General features: G+C 72.3%; 18 protein-coding genes. 9 read left to right on the top strand and 9 right to left on the bottom strand.

From position 1 onward, the window contains the following. The first annotated feature begins 59 nt into the window (after positions 1-59). Positions 60-1,163 (top strand): pectinesterase family protein, encoded by a 1,104-nt coding sequence (locus ACFYQ6_RS00480; RefSeq protein WP_361580293.1) that lies wholly within the window; start codon positions 60-62, stop codon positions 1,161-1,163. Then, entirely contained in the window at positions 1,160-2,302 is a 1,143-nt protein-coding gene (locus ACFYQ6_RS00475; protein WP_388759468.1) for a dienelactone hydrolase family protein, read from the top strand. The genes ACFYQ6_RS00480 and ACFYQ6_RS00475 overlap by 4 nt, the downstream gene beginning before the upstream one ends. Here ACFYQ6_RS00475 and ACFYQ6_RS00470 read toward each other — a convergent pair. The 5 genes from ACFYQ6_RS00470 to ACFYQ6_RS00450 all read right to left on the bottom strand — a co-directional run bounded on the left by ACFYQ6_RS00470 (position 2,289) and on the right by ACFYQ6_RS00450 (position 7,086). Beyond that, entirely contained in the window at positions 2,289-3,122 is an 834-nt protein-coding gene (locus ACFYQ6_RS00470; protein ID WP_361580297.1) for a pectate lyase, read from the bottom strand. The genes ACFYQ6_RS00475 and ACFYQ6_RS00470 overlap by 14 nt on opposite strands. Positions 3,123-3,236: 114 nt before the next feature. Next, the gene (locus tag ACFYQ6_RS00465; RefSeq protein ID WP_388759465.1) at positions 3,237-3,947 is read right to left on the bottom strand and encodes a hypothetical protein; all 711 of its coding nucleotides are present in this window, start codon (positions 3,945-3,947) and stop codon (positions 3,237-3,239) included. Then, a complete protein-coding gene (locus tag ACFYQ6_RS00460) occupies positions 3,947-4,519 on the bottom strand; it encodes a SigE family RNA polymerase sigma factor (RefSeq protein ID WP_356736343.1) in 573 nt (190 codons plus the stop codon). Before ACFYQ6_RS00460 ends, ACFYQ6_RS00465 begins: the two co-directional genes overlap by 1 nt. A gap of 223 nt (positions 4,520-4,742) precedes the next feature. Further along, positions 4,743-6,194, bottom strand: a complete 1,452-nt coding sequence (locus ACFYQ6_RS00455; protein ID WP_361580301.1) for a penicillin-binding transpeptidase domain-containing protein — start codon at positions 6,192-6,194, stop codon at positions 4,743-4,745. Between the two features lie 121 nt (positions 6,195-6,315). Beyond that, on the bottom strand, positions 6,316-7,086 hold the full coding sequence (locus ACFYQ6_RS00450; RefSeq protein ID WP_037691667.1) for an IclR family transcriptional regulator: 771 nt from the start codon (positions 7,084-7,086) through the stop codon (positions 6,316-6,318). A gap of 153 nt (positions 7,087-7,239) precedes the next feature. Between ACFYQ6_RS00450 and ACFYQ6_RS00445 the strand changes: the two genes are divergently transcribed. Beyond that, a complete protein-coding gene (locus ACFYQ6_RS00445; protein WP_356736347.1) occupies positions 7,240-8,760 on the top strand; it encodes an aldehyde dehydrogenase (NADP(+)) in 1,521 nt (506 codons plus the stop codon). Then, complete coding sequence (locus tag ACFYQ6_RS00440) at positions 8,757-9,371, top strand: DUF1349 domain-containing protein (protein WP_388759460.1); 615 nt, start codon at positions 8,757-8,759, stop codon at positions 9,369-9,371. Before ACFYQ6_RS00445 ends, ACFYQ6_RS00440 begins: the two co-directional genes overlap by 4 nt. Before the next feature lie 269 nt (positions 9,372-9,640). Here the strand turns inward: ACFYQ6_RS00440 and ACFYQ6_RS00435 are convergent, their stop codons facing one another. Together ACFYQ6_RS00435 and ACFYQ6_RS00430 are read right to left on the bottom strand one after the other, a co-directional pair. Beyond that, complete coding sequence (locus tag ACFYQ6_RS00435) at positions 9,641-10,213, bottom strand: dihydrofolate reductase family protein (RefSeq protein ID WP_361580305.1); 573 nt, start codon at positions 10,211-10,213, stop codon at positions 9,641-9,643. 194 nt (positions 10,214-10,407) lie between these two features. After that, positions 10,408-10,899: a DUF664 domain-containing protein gene (locus ACFYQ6_RS00430; protein WP_388759457.1), complete on the bottom strand. Its 492-nt coding sequence runs from the start codon at positions 10,897-10,899 to the stop codon at positions 10,408-10,410. 204 nt (positions 10,900-11,103) lie between these two features. Here ACFYQ6_RS00430 and ACFYQ6_RS00425 point away from each other — a divergent pair, with 204 nt between their 5' ends. Both ACFYQ6_RS00425 and ACFYQ6_RS00420 read left to right on the top strand, forming a co-directional pair. Next, positions 11,104-11,841, top strand: a complete 738-nt coding sequence (locus ACFYQ6_RS00425) for a DsbA family oxidoreductase (protein ID WP_388759455.1) — start codon at positions 11,104-11,106, stop codon at positions 11,839-11,841. Positions 11,842-11,911: 70 nt separating this feature from the next. Beyond that, positions 11,912-12,973 (top strand): aminotransferase class V-fold PLP-dependent enzyme, encoded by a 1,062-nt coding sequence (locus ACFYQ6_RS00420; RefSeq protein ID WP_361580310.1) that lies wholly within the window; start codon positions 11,912-11,914, stop codon positions 12,971-12,973. Between the two features lie 5 nt (positions 12,974-12,978). Here the strand turns inward: ACFYQ6_RS00420 and ACFYQ6_RS00415 are convergent, their stop codons facing one another. Further along, positions 12,979-13,482, bottom strand: a complete 504-nt coding sequence (locus ACFYQ6_RS00415) for a MarR family winged helix-turn-helix transcriptional regulator (protein ID WP_361580312.1) — start codon at positions 13,480-13,482, stop codon at positions 12,979-12,981. Between the two features lie 146 nt (positions 13,483-13,628). Between ACFYQ6_RS00415 and ACFYQ6_RS00410 the strand changes: the two genes are divergently transcribed. The 3 genes from ACFYQ6_RS00410 (at position 13,629) to ACFYQ6_RS00400 (ending at position 15,751) form a co-directional block, all read left to right on the top strand. Then, a complete protein-coding gene (locus ACFYQ6_RS00410; RefSeq protein WP_361580314.1) occupies positions 13,629-14,696 on the top strand; it encodes an alkene reductase in 1,068 nt (355 codons plus the stop codon). 93 nt (positions 14,697-14,789) lie between these two features. Further along, on the top strand, positions 14,790-15,284 hold the full coding sequence (locus ACFYQ6_RS00405) for a MarR family transcriptional regulator (protein WP_361580316.1): 495 nt from the start codon (positions 14,790-14,792) through the stop codon (positions 15,282-15,284). Next, entirely contained in the window at positions 15,281-15,751 is a 471-nt protein-coding gene (locus ACFYQ6_RS00400) for a MarR family transcriptional regulator (RefSeq protein WP_361580318.1), read from the top strand. The genes ACFYQ6_RS00405 and ACFYQ6_RS00400 overlap by 4 nt, the downstream gene beginning before the upstream one ends. A gap of 91 nt (positions 15,752-15,842) precedes the next feature. On the opposite strand, the gene ACFYQ6_RS00395 is transcribed toward ACFYQ6_RS00400, so the two are convergent. Beyond that, entirely contained in the window at positions 15,843-16,877 is a 1,035-nt protein-coding gene (locus ACFYQ6_RS00395) for a LacI family DNA-binding transcriptional regulator (RefSeq protein WP_361580320.1), read from the bottom strand. Positions 16,878-16,903 lie beyond the last annotated feature (26 nt).

Here is a 16,903-nt window from a genome sequence, read left to right as displayed (position 1 = left end):
CCCTTCCACCACCCCGGAAGGCGCCGCTCCGGCCTGCCCCCTGCGCAAGGAGTTCCGCAATGCCCAGCAGACGCAGTGCCCTGTCCCTGCTCGCCGGCGCGGGCGCGGCCCTCGCCGTCGGCGCCCCCGCCGCCCGTGCGAGGCCCGCCCCGCACGGCCCCTTCGGACGCTACGGCTCACCCGCCCGGCGCCTCGACGCCCTGACCCTGTACGTCGACCCGCACGGCAGGGGCGACCACACCGACGTGCAGTCCGCCGTCGACGCCGCCACCGGCACCGGTCACACCCTGGTACTGGCTCCCGGCACCTACCGGGGCAGGGTCACCGTCGGCGCCGCCCGGACCGGACTCACCCTCATCGGTGCGAGCGGCGACCCGCGCGACACCGTCGTCGTCCACGGCACCGCGGCGGGCACGCCCAAGCCCGACGGCTCCGGCACCTACGGCACCAGCGGATCCGCCAGCGTCACCGTCCAGGCCGCGGGCTTCACCGCCCGCGACGTGACCTTCGCCAACGACTGGCTGCGCTCCGACAACCCGGAGTACACCGGGACCCAGGCCGTCGCGATCAAGGTCCAGGGCGACCGTTCGGCGTTCTACCGCTGCCGCTTCCTCGGCCACCAGGACACCCTGTACGCCGACTCCCTCGCCCTGACCGCCTTCGCCCGGCAGTACTACCGCGACTGCTACATGGAGGGCGACGTCGACTTCGTCTTCGGGCGCGCCACGGCCGCCTACGACCGCTGCCACTTCCGCACCCTGACGCGCCCCGACCTCACCTCGGCCCCGTACGGGTTCGTGTTCGCGCCCAGCACCGCCGGAGCCAACCCGCGCGGATACCTCGTCCTGCGCTCGCGGATCACCAGCACCGCGCCCGACGCGTACTACAAGCTGGCCCGCCCCTGGGTGCCCTCGTCCGACCTCACCGCGCACCCGATGCTGACCGTCCGCGACAGCCACCTCGGCGCGGGCATCGACGCCGTCGCGCCGTACGGCACCATGTCCGCCGGCTTCCCCTGGCAGGAACAGCGCTTCGCCGAGTTCCGCAACACCGGCCCCGGCGCGCGCGTCACCGTCCCGGACAACCGCCCGCAGCTGACCGCCTCCGAGGCCCGCGCGCACACCCTGGCCGCCCACCTCGGCGACTGGCGCCCCTACGCGTGAGCCTCGGCCTCACCGAGGGGGCGCTCCCCGCCTTCCACGAGCGGCTCAGGGACGAACTGACCTTCCCGCTCTCCTGGGAGAGGGCCACGGCCCGTGACTTCCCGGCCTGGCGCGCGCGGGCCCGCGCCGTGGCCGGGGAGTCGCTGCTGCAGCCGGCCGGCCCGGGCCCCGAGCCCTTCGACCCGGTGACGGTCGAGGAGCACCGCTCGCGGGCGTACACCGGGCGCACCGTCGAGTTCGCCCTCAGCCGCTACGGACGTGCGCGCGGCTCCCTGCTGGTGCCGAACGGCGTGGGACCCTTCCCGGCCGTGCTGCTCCTGCACGACCACGGCTCCGAGTTCACGATCGGCCGCGAGAAGCTGGTGCGGCCCAGGTCGGACCCTGCCAGGCTCGCCCTGGCCACACGATGGGCGGACCGGCACTACGACGGACGGTTCATCGGCGACGACCTGGCCGCCCGGGGTTACGTCGTGCTCGCCGTGGACACCCTCGGCTGGGGCGACAGAGGCCCGCTCGCCTACGAGGACCAGCAGGCCCTCGCCGCGAACCTCATGCAGCTGGGCACCTCGGCGGCCGGTCTCGCCGCGCACGAGGACATCCGCGCGGCGGCCTTCCTCGGTTCACTGCCGGAGGTCGACGGACGCCGGGTGGGGGCGCTGGGCTTCTCCATGGGCGCCTTCCGTGCCTGGCAGCTGTCCGCCCTGACCGACGGCGTCCGCGCCGCGGCGGCCGTCTGCTGGATGACGGGGCTCAAGGAGCTGATGCTTCCGGGCGGCAACGCCCTGCGGGGGCAGTCCGCGTACTTCATGCTCCACCCCGGCCTGCACCGCCATCTCGACCTCCCGGACGTGGCGTCGCTCGCCGCCCCCAAGCCGGCCCTGTTCCTCTCCGGCGGCCGCGACCACCTCTTCACGCCGGCCGGGGTGCGGACGGCGTACGCGAAGCTGCGCGCGGTCTGGGAGGCGGCAGGAGCGGGCGACCGGCTCACCACCACGGTGTGGCCGGAGACGGGCCATGCCTTCACGGCGGCCATGCAGGACGAGGTCCACGCCTGGCTGGACACCTGGCTCGGCACCCCCGCCGGATCCGGACCCGGGCCCGGCGGGGGCGCCCCACTGCCGCCTCCTAGTCGTAGCTGAGGTCCGACGCGGTGTAGCGGCAGTACGTGCCGTCCGGGCCGCTGCCCGTCTCCGTCGGCTCGGCACCGGTGTTGTTGCCGGTGTAGCGGACGCACGGCTTGATCTTCTTGCTGCTGTCGCCGTGGATCCGCACCGAACGCAGTGCGGCGGTGTCCCCGTAGTTGGTGTTGATGCCGACCAGGGACTTGCCCGGTGCCGTGATGTCGACGTCGTTCACGATGATGGAACGCTGGTACTGCGTGGAGCAGTTGCCGCAGGAACGGACGAGCTTGCCGAAGTCCGCGACCTGGAACTTCGTGATGACCAGCTTGCCCGCGCCGTTGAACTGGAAGACCTTGTCGGAGGCCTTCCTGGCGCCGCCGCCGTACACCGTGTAGACGGAACCGGTGGACTTGCCCTTGAAGGACGCCGCGTCCTCGCCGACGTCCTCCCACCAGACGTTCTGGATCGTGCAGCTGCCGGAGCAGTGGACGCCGTCGGCGGCGGGTGAGCCCAGGACGACGTTCTTGAGCGTCGCCCCGTCGGCCAGCTTGAAGATCGGGTCCTGGCCCTCGTCCTGACCGCCGTCGCCGAGGTCACCGCTCCCGTAGAAGCGCTTCAGCGACCCGTCGTACGTCCCGGAGACCTCGATCGTCTTCGTGACGGCCTGGCTGCCGGTTGCGCTGGGCCAGGCGGGCACGGCGGCGGTGGCCGCGCCTGCGGGCTGGAGCATCACGTTGGTGGCCAGGGCGGCGCCGGTCAGGGCCAGGGCCGCGGTCAGCGCGGCGGCCATGCGTCGCCTGCCGGGGCGGCGGCGGTGGGTGTGCGCTCGTTCGCTCATGTCGGTCGGTCCGTTCCTCGGGGGTGGGGGTGTGTGTAGCGCTGATGGGTCGCCACCGCCCGCGAAAGGGTTGCCGTGTCATGGACGCGTATTTCACACGGAGACCTCGCGCCCTCAGCGGGTGTCGCCGAAGTCCCCGCCCACCGCGGCCGGACCACCCGTCGTGCGTGCCCGCGCCGTGTAGTCGTCCCGCCCCGTGTCGCGCGTGCCCTCGTCGTGGTTGTACTGCCCCGCGAACGTGTGCGTACCCACCGGCACGCTCCGGCCCGGCTTCAGCGCCCAGCGGTAGACGAGATACCCCTCCTCCTCGCGCACCGAGACCTCGAAGTCCCCTTCCGGCAGCGAGCGCCAGGAACCGGTCGTGTTCACACCGCCGTTCTGCGCGATCCGGAGCTCGACGGTCAGCCCGGACAGCTTCTCCGTCGTCTTCACCACCACCTCGCTCTGCGCCCAGTAGCTGTTGCTGTTCGGGTCCAGGGAACCGTCCGACCACAGCGGGCCCCGGCCGGCCGGCAGTGCGGCGCCCCGGGGGCCGGACGGCGACGAGGGCGCCGTCGGGACGGGTTCGGCGGCGACCCGCTGCCCGCTCGTGGGCTCTTCCCGGCCCGCCGAGGTGACCGCGAGCGCCCCGGCCGTCAGCACGCCGCACACCGCCACCGTCGCGCCCGCGATCCGCAGCCACGGCATGGGTGTGCGGGGGGCGCGGGCGGGGCGGGCCGGCGGCTCCTGGGCCATCCCGCGCTCGATCCGGGCCAGCATCCGCGCCCGGTCGGGCCGGTGCGAAGCAGCGGCCGTGCGCAGCCGCTCCCGCAGCTCCTCGTCCATCAGTGCCTTCCTCCGGCGCGCTGACCCGCAGCCGCCACCTGTACCTGTGCCGCCGGGGTCTCGGATCCGAGCAGCCGCTGGAGTTCCGCCACACCACGCGAGGTCTGGCTCTTCACCGTACCGACCGAGACCCCGAGGACGAGAGCGGTGTCGCGTTCGGACAGGTCGAAGGCGTGCCGCAGCACCACGCACGCGCGCTTGCGGAACGGCAGCCGTCGCAGGGCCTCCTGGACGTCCACCACCGCCGACACGTCGGGCCCGTCGGCCGTGTAGGCGTCCCCGGCCCCGCGTGGCATCCAGAACAGGGCGATCCGCCGGCGCTCGCGCACCGCGCTGCGGATGCGCGTACGGGCCAGGTTGGCGACCACGCCTCGCGCGTACGCCCCCGGGTGATCGGCGTCCCTGACCCGGTCCCAGCGGTGCCAGAGGGCCAGCAGCGCTTCGGCTGCCAGGTCGTCCGCCGCATCGGCCTCGCCCGTCAGCAGATGGGCGAGCCGGGCGAGTTCGGTGTAGTGCGCCTCGAAGAACGCATGGAACTCGGCGGCGGCGGCATCATCGACGACCGTGCCCACGGATTACCTCTTCTCTGCACCGGGTGCCTGCGCGCTCGGACAAGCTGTGTACGTTCCCAATCCCGTTCGCGGGGCGAGAGCGTACCAACGCGCACCCCGGAAGCGCTTCGACGCGGGTGCGCCTCCCAGTAAGGCGTAACACGGCGAAAACCTGAACCCCCCTGCGGCAGGTGAACGATCCAGCTGTCGCAGGGGGGCATGTCCAGTTTCCGGTCCCGGGGGTTCAGTCCTTCAGGGCCGCCTTCATCATCTTCTGCGCGACCGGAGCCGCCAGGCCGTTCCCGCTGACCTCGGAGCGGGCCGCCCCCGAGTCCTCGACGACCACCGCGACCGCGACCTGCTTGCCGGTCGAGTCGTCCTTCGCGTACGAGGTGAACCAGGCGTACGGGGTGTTGCTGTTGTCCACGCCGTTCTGCGCGGTTCCCGTCTTGCCGCCCACCTCGGCGCCGTCGATCCGGGCGTTGCTGCCGGTGCCCTCCTCCACGACGGTGACCATCGCGCTGCGCAGCTGCTCGGCCGTCGACGCCTTCACCACACGCTCGGTGTCGTCGTCGGAGTACTCCTGGAGCGTGGAGCCGTCGGAGTCCGTCACCTTCGAGACCATGTGCGGCGAGGCCAGCTCACCGCCGTTGGCGAGGGCCGACGAGACCATGGCCATCTGGAGCGGCGTCGCGGTCACCTCGAACTGGCCGATGCCGGTCAGCGCGGTCTGGGCCTCGTCCATGCCGGACGGGTAGACGCTCTGCGACGCCCGCACCGGCACGTCCAGCTTCTCGGTGTCGAAGCCGAAGGCGTCCGCCATCGCCTTCAGCTTGTCCTGGCCGAGATCGGCCGCGACCTTCGCGAAGACGTTGTTGCAGGAGTGCTGGAGGGCGGTGCGCAGGGTGGCGTTCTCGCAGGGGGCCGAGGGGTTCTCGTTCGACAGGACCGTGCTCGTGTGCGGGAGGGTGTACGGATCGGGGCTGTCCGTGGCCTCGTCGACCGAGCTGTAGAGGCCGTTCTCCAGCGCCGCCGACGCGACGACCAGCTTGAACGTCGAGCCCGGCGGGAGCGGCTGCCGCAGCGCCCGGTTGACCAGGGGCTTGTCCTTGTCGTCCAGCAGCTTCTGCCATGCGTCGCCGTCCGACGTACCGCTGATGTCCGACGGGTCGTACGAGGGCGAGGAGACCATCCCGAGGATCCGCCCGGTCGCCGGGTCGATCGCGACGGCCGCGCCCCGGTCGTCCCCGAGCGCTTCGAAGGCGGCCTTCTGGACGTCGGGGTCGATGGTCGTCACCACGTCGCCGGGTGACGCCTGCTCGCCGGTCAGCAGATCGGCGGGACTCTTCAGCCGGTCGTCGGTGCCGTCGAGTACATCGCCGTAGATGCCTTCGAGCTGGGTGGCGCCGTACGCCTGCGAGCTGTAGCCGGTGACCGCCGCGTACAGCTCGCCCTGGGTGTAGGTGCGTTTGTGGCGGAGGTCGTCGCCGTCCGTCTCCTTCGAACCGGTGACCGGGGAACCGGCCACGATGATGTTCCCGAGCGGCTGCGCGTACTGCGCGATCACGTTCCGCCGGTTGTGTTCGTCGTCTGCGAGCGCCCGGGCCTCGTACGCCTGCACCCAGGTCGCCCGCACCAGCAGGGCGAGAACCATCAGCAGACAGAAGACCGAAGCGCGCCTGATCGTCTTGTTCATCCCGCTGGAGGGACGAACGGGGGCGCGGGGGGCGTTCCCGTTCGTGTGCCTTCTCACCGGTTTCTCAGGCGCGCCGCTCCCGGCGCCGGGGCGGGCCTCCGGCGCCCGGAGCCTCCGGTGCTCAGAGCCTCCGGGTCGCGAGGGTCAGCCGGTCGCGGGCGTCGAAGAGGGCGTCCTTCACCATCTGCTCGTGCGCGGGCGTGAGGCGGGCGACCGGCACCGAGCAGCTGATCGCGTCGCGCGCCGGGGTGCGGTAGGGGATCGCCACGCCGAAGCAGCGCAGCCCCAGCGTGTTCTCCTCGCGGTCCACCGCGTATCCCTGCTCGCGGATCAGGTGCAGTTCCTCGATCAGCTTCTCGCGGTCGGTGAGCGTGTGCTCCGTCAGCGCCGGCAGCGTCTCGGGCAGCATCTTGCGCACCTGCTCGTCGCTGTGGGTGGCCAGCAGCGCCTTGCCGAGCGAGGTGGAGTGCGCGGGCAGGCGGCGGCCGACGCGCGTGAAGGGGCGCAGGTAGTGCTGGGACTGCCGGGTGGCGAGGTAGACCACGTTGGTCCCGTCGAGCCGGGCCAGGTGAATGGTCTCCGTGGTGTCGTCGGAGAGCCGGTCGAGGGTGGGCCGGGCCGCCGCGACGACCTCGTCGCCGTCGATGTACGAGGTGCCGACGAGCAGGGCACGCACGCCGATGCCGTACCGCGTGCCGGTGGCGTCCGTCTCCACCCAGCCGAGCTCCACCAGCGTGCGCAGCAGCATGTAGAGGCTGGACTTGGGGTAGCCCACGGCCTCCTGCACCGCGGCCAGCGAGTGCATACCGGGGCGTCCCGCGAAGTATTCGAGGAGTTCCACCGTCCGTACAGCGGACTTGACCTGCGCCCCACCAGACTCGGCTACCGACATGCCTTATGCCCCTTCCAGCCTTCTTGTACGACCCTGCTACTTCTTGCAACCACGAGCGCCCGGAAATAGAGTTCCCATGTATTCACGTTCAGGAACGCTGTTCAGAATACCGAACAACTTCTCCTGTGTGGCAGTGGACCGGAAGGAAATACGGTGGCAGCAGCACCAGTCTGGAGCGTCGACCCCCGGACGGGGAACCCGCGCGAGCAGGTTGCGGTGGAGGCTACAGCGGAGGAGGTCGACCGCGCGGTCCGGGCGGCGCACGCCGTGCGCGGCACGCTGGCCGACCGCACCGTGCGCGCGGCGTTCCTGCGCACCGCGGCCGATCTGCTCACCGAGGCCCAGGAACAGATCGTCGAGACCGCCGACGCGGAGACCGCGCTCGGCCCCGTCCGGCTGACCGGCGAACTCGCCCGCACGGCCGCGCAGCTGCGGGCCTTCGCGGAGGTCGTGGACGAGGGTGCCTACCTCGACATCCACATCGACCACGAGGACGGCAGCAGGACCCCGCCCTGGCCGGACCTGCGCCGCTACAAGATCCCGCTCGGCGTCGTCGCCGTCTACGCGGCCAGCAACTTCCCGCTCGCCTTCTCCGTCCCCGGCGGCGACACCGCGAGCGCGCTCGCGGCGGGCTGCCCGGTCGTCGTCAAGGCGCACCCTGACCACCCCGCGACGTCCGAACTCTGCGCCTCGATCCTGCGTACGGCCGCCGCACGCAACGGCCTGCCCGAGGACGTCGTGAGCGTGCTGCACGGCTTCGACGCGGGCGTCGAGCTGGTCAAGCACCCGCTGATCTCCGCCGCCGGCTTCACCGGTTCGATCCGCGGGGGCCGTGCGCTGTTCGACGCGGCGGCGGCCCGGCCCACCCCGATCCCCTTCCACGGTGAGCTCGGCTCGCTCAACCCCGTCGTGGTCACCGAGGCGGCCGCCTCGGAGCGCGGCGACCAGATCGGTGCCGGACTCGGCGGTTCGATGACCATGGGCGCCGGACAGTTCTGCACCAAGCCCGGTTTCGTGTTCGCGCCGTCCGGCGAGGCCGGTGACCGGCTGCTGAAGTCCCTCACCGAGACGGTCGGCGGCACGGGTGCCGGCACCATGCTCGACCACCGGATGCGGGACGCCTTCGTCAAGGGCGTGGCCGAGCGGGCCGCGCTCCCGGACGTCGAGGCCCCGGTCGCCCCGGGCGCCGGGGACGACCACACGGTCTCCCCGGGCTTCTTCACCGTGCCCGCCCGGCACCTGGCCGAGGAGGGCCCGCACGACGCGCTGCTCGAGGAGTGCTTCGGCCCGGTCACCGTCGTCGCGCGCTACGACTCCGCGGACGAGATCACCGCCGTGCTCTCCCGGCTCCCCGGAAACCTCACCGCCACCCTCCAGATCGCCACCGAGGAGGCCGACGGCAGCGCCGCCGGGCTGCTCGGCGAGCTCACCCCGGTGGCAGGGCGCGTGCTGGTCAACGGCTGGCCGACCGGCGTCGCCGTCGCGCCCGCCCAGCACCACGGCGGCCCCTACCCGGCCACCACCTCCACCTCCACCTCGGTCGGTGCCACCGCGATCGAGCGCTGGCTGCGCCCCGTCAGCTACCAGTCGACGCCCGACGCGCTGCTCCCCCCGGAGCTGCGCGAGGACAACCCGCAGGGCCTGCCCCGCCGGGTCGACGGGCGCCGCGCATGACGGCGATACAGCTCCCCGAGCTCCCCTTCACCCTGGAACCGGCCGGGCCCGAGGGCGGATGGACGTACGAGGGCGGGGTGCTCACCGGCCTGGCGGGCGCGGAGCAGGACCGTTTCGTCCCGCCGGGCGGTGACGCCCTGGAGCCCGCGACCGACGCGCCCCGCCTGCTCGGCGCGGCACCGGAGGGCGATTTCCAGCTGATCGCCCGGGTGCGGGTGGGCTTCGCCGCAGCCTTCGACGCGGGGGTCCTCTACCTCCACGTGGGGGAGCGGGAGTGGGCGAAGCTCTGCCTGGAGCTCTCCCCGGAGCGCCCGACGATCTGCACCGTGGTCACCCGTGGTCAGTCCGACGACGTCAACTCCGCCGAGGTGGAGGGCGACACCTACTGGCTGCGGCTCAGCCGCGCCGGCGGCGCGTTCGCCTTCCACGCCTCGCCCGACGGCGAACGGTGGACCTTCGTCCGGCTGTTCACCCTCGGCACGGAGCAGGAGCGCGCGGCCGCCCGCATCGGCTTCCTCGTCCAGTCGCCCACGGGCAAGGGCTGCGAGGTGTCGTTCGACCGCATCGCCTTCCGGCCCACCGCCCCCGGCGATCTGCGGGACGGCAGCTGACCGGCGGACGCACACGGACGAAGGGCCCGGATCCGAGAGTCTTCCGGGCCCTTCGGTCTGTCCGGGACCCGTCATCGCTCGGTCTGCCCGGGCAAGTTCCTCGGCCTGGCCATCGCCTCGACGATCGCCGGGGCCCACGGAGGCCGCCTGGAGCTCGACACCGGCCCGGGTGAGGGCCGCGCCCTCCGGCTGCTCCTGCCGGCCGCCCCCGGCCAGGAGCACTGCCCCGCACCAGCGCGCTGACCCGCGCGCCCGCTGCGGGAGACGGTTCAGCGCACCACGTCGAAGACGTTCTTCTGCAGCCCGTTGGCGTACGCCTCGTGCTCGACGAGCTTCAGCTTCTGGGTGTCCTTGTCCGTCGCGCTGAACAGCCGCTTGCCCGCGCCCAGCAGGAGCGGGAAGACCAGCAGGTGGTAACGGTCGATCAGCCCCGCGTCCGAGAGTCCCTGGTTGAGGGTGGCGCTGCCGTGGACGATGATCGGCCCTCCCTCGGTCTCCTTCAGCGCGGCGACGTCGTCGAGCGAGCGCAGGATGGTGGTCTCGCCCCACCCCGGTACGAGGTCCCCCTCGGCGAGGGTCGTGGAGACGACGTACTTCGGCATCACCTTGTAGTCCGCGAAGTCCTCCATCTCCGGCCACACGGGGCTGAACGCTTCGTAGCTGACCCGGCCCATCAGCATCGCGGAGGCCTCCTTCTGCTCCCGGCCCTTGATCTCGAAGGCCTCGGGGAGGAACTCCACCTCCTTGAAGGTCCATCCGGAGTTCCGGTAGCCGGGCTCGCCGCCCGGGGCCTCCACGACACCGTCGAGCGAGACGAAAGCGGTGCTGATCAGAGTGCGCATCTGAAGTTCCTCGGTTCTCGTGTCAGGGCCGGCGGCTCGTCCGGTGAACGCGGCGGCCTCGTCGTGGCGCCGCGCGCTCCTCATGGTCTTCGACTGCGGCTCGCCGGGAAACTCATCGGTCCGGGGCCCGCCGCCCGGTCACCTCGGCGCCGCCGATCGCCGCCGGTCACCTCGGCGCCGTCGATCGTCGCCGGTCACCTCAGCGCCGTGCTGTTCGCGCCGTCGCTCGCCTCCCGGACGATGTCCGCGTGCCCGGTGTGCTGGGCCGTCTCCTGGAGAAGGTGCAGCAGGATCCGCCGCACCGTCCAGTGGCGTACGACCCCAGGCTCCCACGGTGTCTCCGGAAGGCGGGCCTCCGCGTCCGGGCGCGCCGTCGCGGCGGCCTCGTCGGTGGCGCGGGCGGCCTCCTCGTACGCGGCGCGCAGGCCGGCGACCGTGGCGCCCTCGGGGCACCGGTACTGGCCCATGTCCCACATGCCGTCCGGGGTCCGGCCGGTGGTGTCGGTGAGGATGTGCGTCCAGACCCGCTCGCCCCGGGTGAGGTGGTTCAGGATGCCGCCGAGCGTCAGCTGGCTCACCGTGGACCGCTCTGCCAGCTGTGCGTCCGTCGCGTCCCGCGTGGTGATGAGGAGGAGCCGGCGCGCTTCGCGCAGGGCGGTCAGAAGTCCTTCGGTCTCAGGCGTCATGCGGACACCGTAGAAGGCCAACAGGTCAGAAGCTGTCCTCGTTCGGACCGGGGCGCCCTGAGCCGGGAGCATGGTCCCCGGACCGGGACGCCCTGAGCCGGGAGCATGGGCCGGCCCCGGGAATCAGCCGCTCGGTCCGCACGTTGAACCGGCGGCGGAGGCTCCCTCCGCACCGTTGCTGCAGAGGTGGAGAGTAGAAGAGTCATGCGCGTCGAGATATGGAGCGACATCGCTTGCCCGTGGTGTTACGTCGGCAAGGCACGCTTCGAGAAGGGCCTGGCCGGGTTCGCCCACCGCGACGAGGTCGAGGTGGTCCACCGCTCCTTCGAGCTCGACCCCGGGCGGGCCAAGGGCGACATCGAGCAGGTCGTCGACATGCTGGCGCAGAAGTACGGGCGCACCCCCGAGCAGGCCCGCGGGATGGAGGCCAACGTCGCGGCGAACGCGCAGGCCGAAGGGCTCGGCTACCGCGTCGAGGGGCGCGACCACGGCAGCACCTTCGACATCCACCGGCTGCTGCACCTCGCCAAGGCCCGGGGGCGCCAGGACGAGCTGCTGACCCGCGTCTACCGGGCGAACTTCGCCGAGGAGCGCTCGGTCTTCGACGACTCGGTACTGGCCGATCTGGCCGTCGAGGCGGGACTCGACGGTGACGAGGCGCGTGCGGTGCTGGCCGACCCTGAGGCGTACGCCGACGACGTACGCGCCGACGAGCGCGAGGCCGCCGAGTTCGGTGCCAACGCCGTGCCGTTCTTCGTGCTCGACCGGCGCTACGGGATCTCCGGCGGGCAGCCCGCGGAGGTCTTCGCCCAGGCACTGGAGCAGGCGTGGAAGGACCGCGAGGTGCCCGGTCTCGCCCAGGTGGGCGGGGACGCCGCGGCCTGCGATGCGGACGGAGCCTGTGAGGTGCCGCAGCAGAAGGTTTCTGACCAGCGCGTATAAGGCTGCCTAGGGCGCGCCGCTCATATCTGCACGATTGACGTGGGGTTGAGCGGCCGTCAGGCTGTGGCGCATGGAGACTTCTGCGATCGACCAGGCGAGGGCCACCGAATTCGCACCGGAGACCACCTATCTCAACACCTCCACCTGCGGGTTGCTGCCCCGCCGCACCGTCGAGGCCGTCACGGCACTGGCCGGCGAGAACGCCGCGGGCACCCGGGCCGGCGCGGGCAGCTTCGAGCGGGTGGACGCCGCCCGGGCGGGCTTCGCCCGGATCGCCGGGGTCGGCGCCGACCGGGTGGCCGTCGGTGGCTCCGTCGCCGCCCATGTGGGGCTCGTGGCCGCCTCCCTCCCCGCGGGTGCCGAAGTCGTCGCTCCCGAGGGTGAGTTCAGTTCCGTCGTCAGTCCCTTCGCCGTGCGTGGCGACCTGAAGATGCGATACGTCCCGCTGGCCGGGCTGGCGGACGCCGTGCGGCCAGGGACCTCGCTCGTCGCCTTCTCGGCCGTCCAGTCCGCCGACGGCCGGGTCGCCGACCTGGACGCGATCCGCGCGGCCGCCGCCGAGCACGGGGCCCGCACCCTGCTCGACGCCAGCCAGTCGGCCGGCTGGCTTCCGCTCGACGCGGGGGCCTACGACTACACCGTCACCGGCGGCTTCAAGTTCCTGCTGTGCCCGCGGGGCACCTCGTTCCTCACGGTCACCGAGGAGGCGCAGGCGACCCTGCCCGTCCTGTACGCGGGCTGGGTCTCGGCGCAGGACCCCTGGAACAGCACGTACGGACCGGTGGAGCAACTGGCCGTCACCGCACGGCGGTTCGACGAGCCGGTCGCCTTCCTCGCCTATCACGGCGCCGAACGGTCGCTGGAGCTCCTGGCCGAGGTCGGCCCCGACGCGCTGTACTCCCACGCCACCGGGCTCGCCGCCCGCCTCCGGGAAGGGCTGGCGTCGGCCGGGTACGAGACCGTGCCCGGCACCTCGGCGATCGTCGCCCTGCCCGGGCTCGGCGGCCGGGAGCCGGATCTGGCCGCGGCCGGGGTGATGGTCTCGGCCCGGGCGGGGAACCTGAGGGCGGCCTTCCACCTGTACAACACCGAGGCGGACGTCGACCGTGTGCTGGACGTGCTGTCGGGCTGAGCCGGCTACCGCCCGGGGCAGTCGCCGGTCTCCTGGCAGAGGTTGTCCTCCACCTTGGCGAGCAGCCTGACCAGCTCGGCGCGCTCGGCCGGGTCCAGCCCGGTGAGGGTGTGCTCCTCCAGGCTCGACCAGGCGTCGCACACGTCGGTGCGCAGGGCGCAGCTCTCCACGGTCGCCTCGACCAGCACGGCCCGCCGGTCGTCAGGGTCGGGGCGGCGGCGTACGTGCCCGGTCTGTTCGAGGCGCTGGAGCATCTTGGTCACGGTGGAGGGGTCGAGATCCATCGCCTTGATCAGTTCGGCCTGGCGGACCGCGCCCGTGTCCCACAGGTGCATCAGCAGGAACTCCTGCCCGGGGTAGAGACCGAGCCCCCGGAGCAGCTTGCCCGCCGCGTTCCTGTGCAGCCTGGCGACCCGGGAGACGGCATGGCTGACCGGGCCGCCCATGGCCGCGCTCGGCAGCCCGGCGGCACACGCGGGATCGGCGGCAGTGGTGCTGTCGGGCTGCATCGTGACTCCTCCGGGCGGTGTCTCTGCCCGGTCCGCAGCCGGGTTCATGACGTCCTCGTGAACTTTACCTTGGTCGGCCAATTAATAGGTTACAGTGACCGGCAGCTGATTACTTGGCCGACCATATAAATTCGACGGAGGCTCTCATGACCACCGTGTTCGACCCCATCGACCTCTCCGGCATCCAGCTCGCCAACCGCATCGCCCTCGCGCCCATGACCCGCAGCAGGGCCGGTGAAGGAGGCACGGCGACCGACCTCACCGTCGAGTACTACACCCAGCGGGCCTCGGCCGGGCTGCTCATCACGGAGGGCGTCCAGCCCTCAGTGGTGGGCCAGGGCTATCCCTCCACCCCCGGCCTGCACAGTGCCGAGCAGGTCGCCTCCTGGCGCAAGGTCACCGACTCCGTGCACGCCGCGGGGGGCCGGATCTTCGCCCAGATCATGCACGCGGGCCGGATCGGCCACCCCGTCCTGCTGCCGGACGGGCTGAGCCCGGTCGGCCCCTCCCCGGTGACGGCGCCCGGCCAGGTCTACACCCACGTGGGGCCGAAGGACTTCGTGGAGCCCCGCGAACTCTCCGATTCCGAGATACGCGCGACGATCGCCGACTTCGCCGCCGCCGCGCGCAACGCGGTCGAGGCGGGCTTCGACGGGGTCGAGCTGCACGGCGCCAACGGCTATCTGATCCACCAGTTCCTGGCCCCCAACACCAACCTGCGCACGGACGGATGGGGAGGCTCCGACCAGGCGCGCGTCCGCTTCGCCGTCGAGGTGACCAAGGCGGTCGTCGCCGAGATCGGCGCCGCGCGCACGGGGCTGCGCATCTCGCCCGGCAACCCGTACAACGGCATCGAGGAGCCGGAGCCCGACGCCGTCTACCACGCGCTCGTCGCCGAGCTCGAACCGCTCGGGCTCGCCTACCTGCACGTGCTGGAGCAGGCCGACGGCCGTGAACTGACGCTCGCGCTGCGGAAGAAGTTCACCGGCACGCTCGTCATCAACGTGTTCTCCGAGGGGCCGACCGGCCCCGAGCACCACACGGTGATCGACGACGGCATCGCCGACGTCATCTCCTACGGCGCGCTCTTCCTCGCCAACCCGGACCTGCCCGCCCGGCTGAAGGCCGGCGGGCCCTTCAACACCCCGGACCCGTCAACCTTCTTCGGTGGAGGGGTGAAGGGATACACCGACTATCCGGCGCTGACGGACTGAGGTCCGGCCCCGAGGTCCGGCCCCGAGGTCCGGGGGTGTGGGTCCCATCGAAAACAGTAGCCATGGACATAGTAGCTATGTACTCTATTTTCCATGAGCAAGGGTTCACCGGGGCCCACGCCCGGCTTTCTGGTGTGGCGGCTCGCCAACAAGTGGCGGGTCGCGGTCGATCGTGCGCTGGCCCCGCTGGGCCTCACCCACGCGCAGTACGCGGTGGTCGCGTCGCTGTACGGGATGGGACGCACCGGCGAGCGGCCCAGCCAGCGCCGACTCGCCGACCACACCGGTCTGGAGGCGCTGTACGTCTCGAAGCTGGCGCGCGCCCTGGAGTCGGCCGGTCTGATCGAGCGCACCCGTGATCCCCGTGACCCGCGTGCCGTGCAGCTCGCCCTCACCGAGGAGGGCCGGACCGTCGCGCTGCAGGCCGTCGCGGCGGTCCAGGAGCTTCTCCAGCAGTTGCTGGAGCCGCTCGGCGGCATCGACGGGCCCCGGACGCGCGCGTTCACCGAAGAGCTGACGACCCTGCTCGACGCACCTCTCGCTCCATCCGTACCGACCGACGAGAGCACCCAGGGGACGACACCATGACCACCACCACCTCCACCGGCCCCACCGCATCCACGGCACCCGCCGCCGACGCCCGCACCCTCGGCCTGGCCCACTACGCCGCCCGCGGCGTCCTGGAGCACGTCCTGGCGAGGCACGGCGTCACCTTCCAGCAGCAGATCGCCCTGCGCGCCGCCGTGACCGCCGGCGGCCCGCAGACCGCGGACGAGCTGGTCGCCCAGGTCCGGGCGTCCCTCAAGGCCGACCCGGCCGGGATCCGCGTCACCCTCGACGAACTGCTGGCCGCACGGCTGCTCGCCGAGGACGGCGCGCATCTGCGCCCGACCGACGCGGGGCGCGAACTGCTCGCCGCCGTGGGCGCCGAGACCGCCCCCTTTTCAGCCCGTATCTGGTCCGGCATACCGGCCGAGGACCTGGCGGTCGCCGGCCGCGTCCTCGCCCTGGTCACCGAGCGCGCGGAAGCGGAGCTCGCGGCACTGGCCGCCTGACCGCCCGGGCGCCCGGCCCGTAGGACCTGCACCGAATCCCGGCGCCCGGCCCGCAAGGACTACGCCGAATCCCGGCGCCGTCCCGTGATGCCTACGCCGAATCCCGGCGCACCAGTTCGGTGGGGAGTATGACCGCTGCCGGGTCCTCCCCGCCGATCTGCGCCAGCAGCACCCGGACCATCTCCGCGCTGATCCGGTCCCACGGCTGGCGGACCGTCGTCAGCTCCGGGCGGGCCGCGAGCGCCGCGGGGGAGTCGTCGAAACCGCCCACCGCGATGTCCTGCGGTACCCGCCGGCCCGCCCGCTCCAGGGTGCTCAGGACCCCCTGCGCCATCAGGTCGGACGCCACGAACACCGCGTCCACGTCCGGCGCCCGCTCCAGCAGCAGCGCCGCCGCGGCCTCACCGCCCGCCCTGCTGTAGTCGCCCGGCACGATCAGCGACTCGTCCACCGGCAGCCCGCACTCGGTGAGCGTCTCGCGGTAGCCCGCCAGGCGGTCCACACCGCCCGGCGTGTCCAGCGGGCCGGTGACCGTGGCGATCCGGCTGCGCCCGGATTCGTACAGGAAACGCACCATGTCCCTGGCGCCGTTGCGGTCGTCCGCCGCCACGTAGCTGACCCGCGACCCCTGGCCGAGCGGCTTCCCGCACGCCACGAGCGGTACGCCGGCCTCGTGCAGCTGGGCCGCCACGGGATCGCCGGAGTGGTTGGAGACCAGCAGCACCCCGTCCACGTGCCCGGCGATGTAACGCATGTTGCGGCGCCGCTCCGCCTCGGTCCCCGCGATCATCAGCAGGAGCGGGATGTCGTGCGCGGCGAGCGCGGTGGTGCAGCCGCGCAGCAGCACGTTGAAGTTCGGATCCTCGAAGAAGCGTTCCTGGGGCTCGGTCAGCAGGAACGCCACCGAGTCGGAACGGCCGGTGATCAGCGACCGGGCATGCCGGTTGACGGTGTAGCCGGTCCGCCGGATGGCGGACTGAACCGCTTCGAGCGCGGCCGGGCTGACGTTGTGACCGCCGTTGAGCACCCGGGAGACCGTGCCCCGGGAGACCCCGGCCTCCCGGGCGACGTCATGGATCGTCGGCGGCCTGCGGCGTCCCGCGCCGTTCTGTTCTGTGCGGCTCATGGTGCTCGATCTTTCATGAAGGGGTG

Source organism: Streptomyces sp. NPDC005494, assembly GCF_042872025.1.
Taxonomy (GTDB): Bacteria; Actinomycetota; Actinomycetes; order Streptomycetales; family Streptomycetaceae; genus Streptomyces.
This window is presented reverse-complemented; position numbering and strand designations above follow the sequence as displayed.

What these genes read in the sequence shown, in the direction of transcription:
- ACFYQ6_RS00415 (WP_361580312.1), bottom strand. Translation starts at nt 13,482, where the DNA reads ATGCAGCCCGACAGCACCACTGCCGCCGATCCCGCGTGTGCCGCCGGG.
- ACFYQ6_RS00440 (WP_388759460.1), top strand. Translation starts at nt 8,757, where the DNA reads ATGACGGCGATACAGCTCCCCGAGCTCCCCTTCACCCTGGAACCGGCC.
- ACFYQ6_RS00450 (WP_037691667.1), bottom strand. Translation starts at nt 7,086, where the DNA reads ATGTCGGTAGCCGAGTCTGGTGGGGCGCAGGTCAAGTCCGCTGTACGG.
- ACFYQ6_RS00425 (WP_388759455.1), top strand. Translation starts at nt 11,104, where the DNA reads ATGCGCGTCGAGATATGGAGCGACATCGCTTGCCCGTGGTGTTACGTC.
- ACFYQ6_RS00480 (WP_361580293.1), top strand. Translation starts at nt 60, where the DNA reads ATGCCCAGCAGACGCAGTGCCCTGTCCCTGCTCGCCGGCGCGGGCGCG.
- ACFYQ6_RS00405 (WP_361580316.1), top strand. Translation starts at nt 14,790, where the DNA reads ATGAGCAAGGGTTCACCGGGGCCCACGCCCGGCTTTCTGGTGTGGCGG.
- ACFYQ6_RS00465 (WP_388759465.1), bottom strand. Translation starts at nt 3,947, where the DNA reads ATGGACGAGGAGCTGCGGGAGCGGCTGCGCACGGCCGCTGCTTCGCAC.
- ACFYQ6_RS00420 (WP_361580310.1), top strand. Translation starts at nt 11,912, where the DNA reads ATGGAGACTTCTGCGATCGACCAGGCGAGGGCCACCGAATTCGCACCG.
- ACFYQ6_RS00470 (WP_361580297.1), bottom strand. Translation starts at nt 3,122, where the DNA reads ATGAGCGAACGAGCGCACACCCACCGCCGCCGCCCCGGCAGGCGACGC.
- ACFYQ6_RS00455 (WP_361580301.1), bottom strand. Translation starts at nt 6,194, where the DNA reads ATGAACAAGACGATCAGGCGCGCTTCGGTCTTCTGTCTGCTGATGGTT.
- ACFYQ6_RS00430 (WP_388759457.1), bottom strand. Translation starts at nt 10,899, where the DNA reads ATGACGCCTGAGACCGAAGGACTTCTGACCGCCCTGCGCGAAGCGCGC.
- ACFYQ6_RS00395 (WP_361580320.1), bottom strand. Translation starts at nt 16,877, where the DNA reads ATGAGCCGCACAGAACAGAACGGCGCGGGACGCCGCAGGCCGCCGACG.
- ACFYQ6_RS00400 (WP_361580318.1), top strand. Translation starts at nt 15,281, where the DNA reads ATGACCACCACCACCTCCACCGGCCCCACCGCATCCACGGCACCCGCC.
- ACFYQ6_RS00410 (WP_361580314.1), top strand. Translation starts at nt 13,629, where the DNA reads ATGACCACCGTGTTCGACCCCATCGACCTCTCCGGCATCCAGCTCGCC.
- ACFYQ6_RS00435 (WP_361580305.1), bottom strand. Translation starts at nt 10,213, where the DNA reads ATGCGCACTCTGATCAGCACCGCTTTCGTCTCGCTCGACGGTGTCGTG.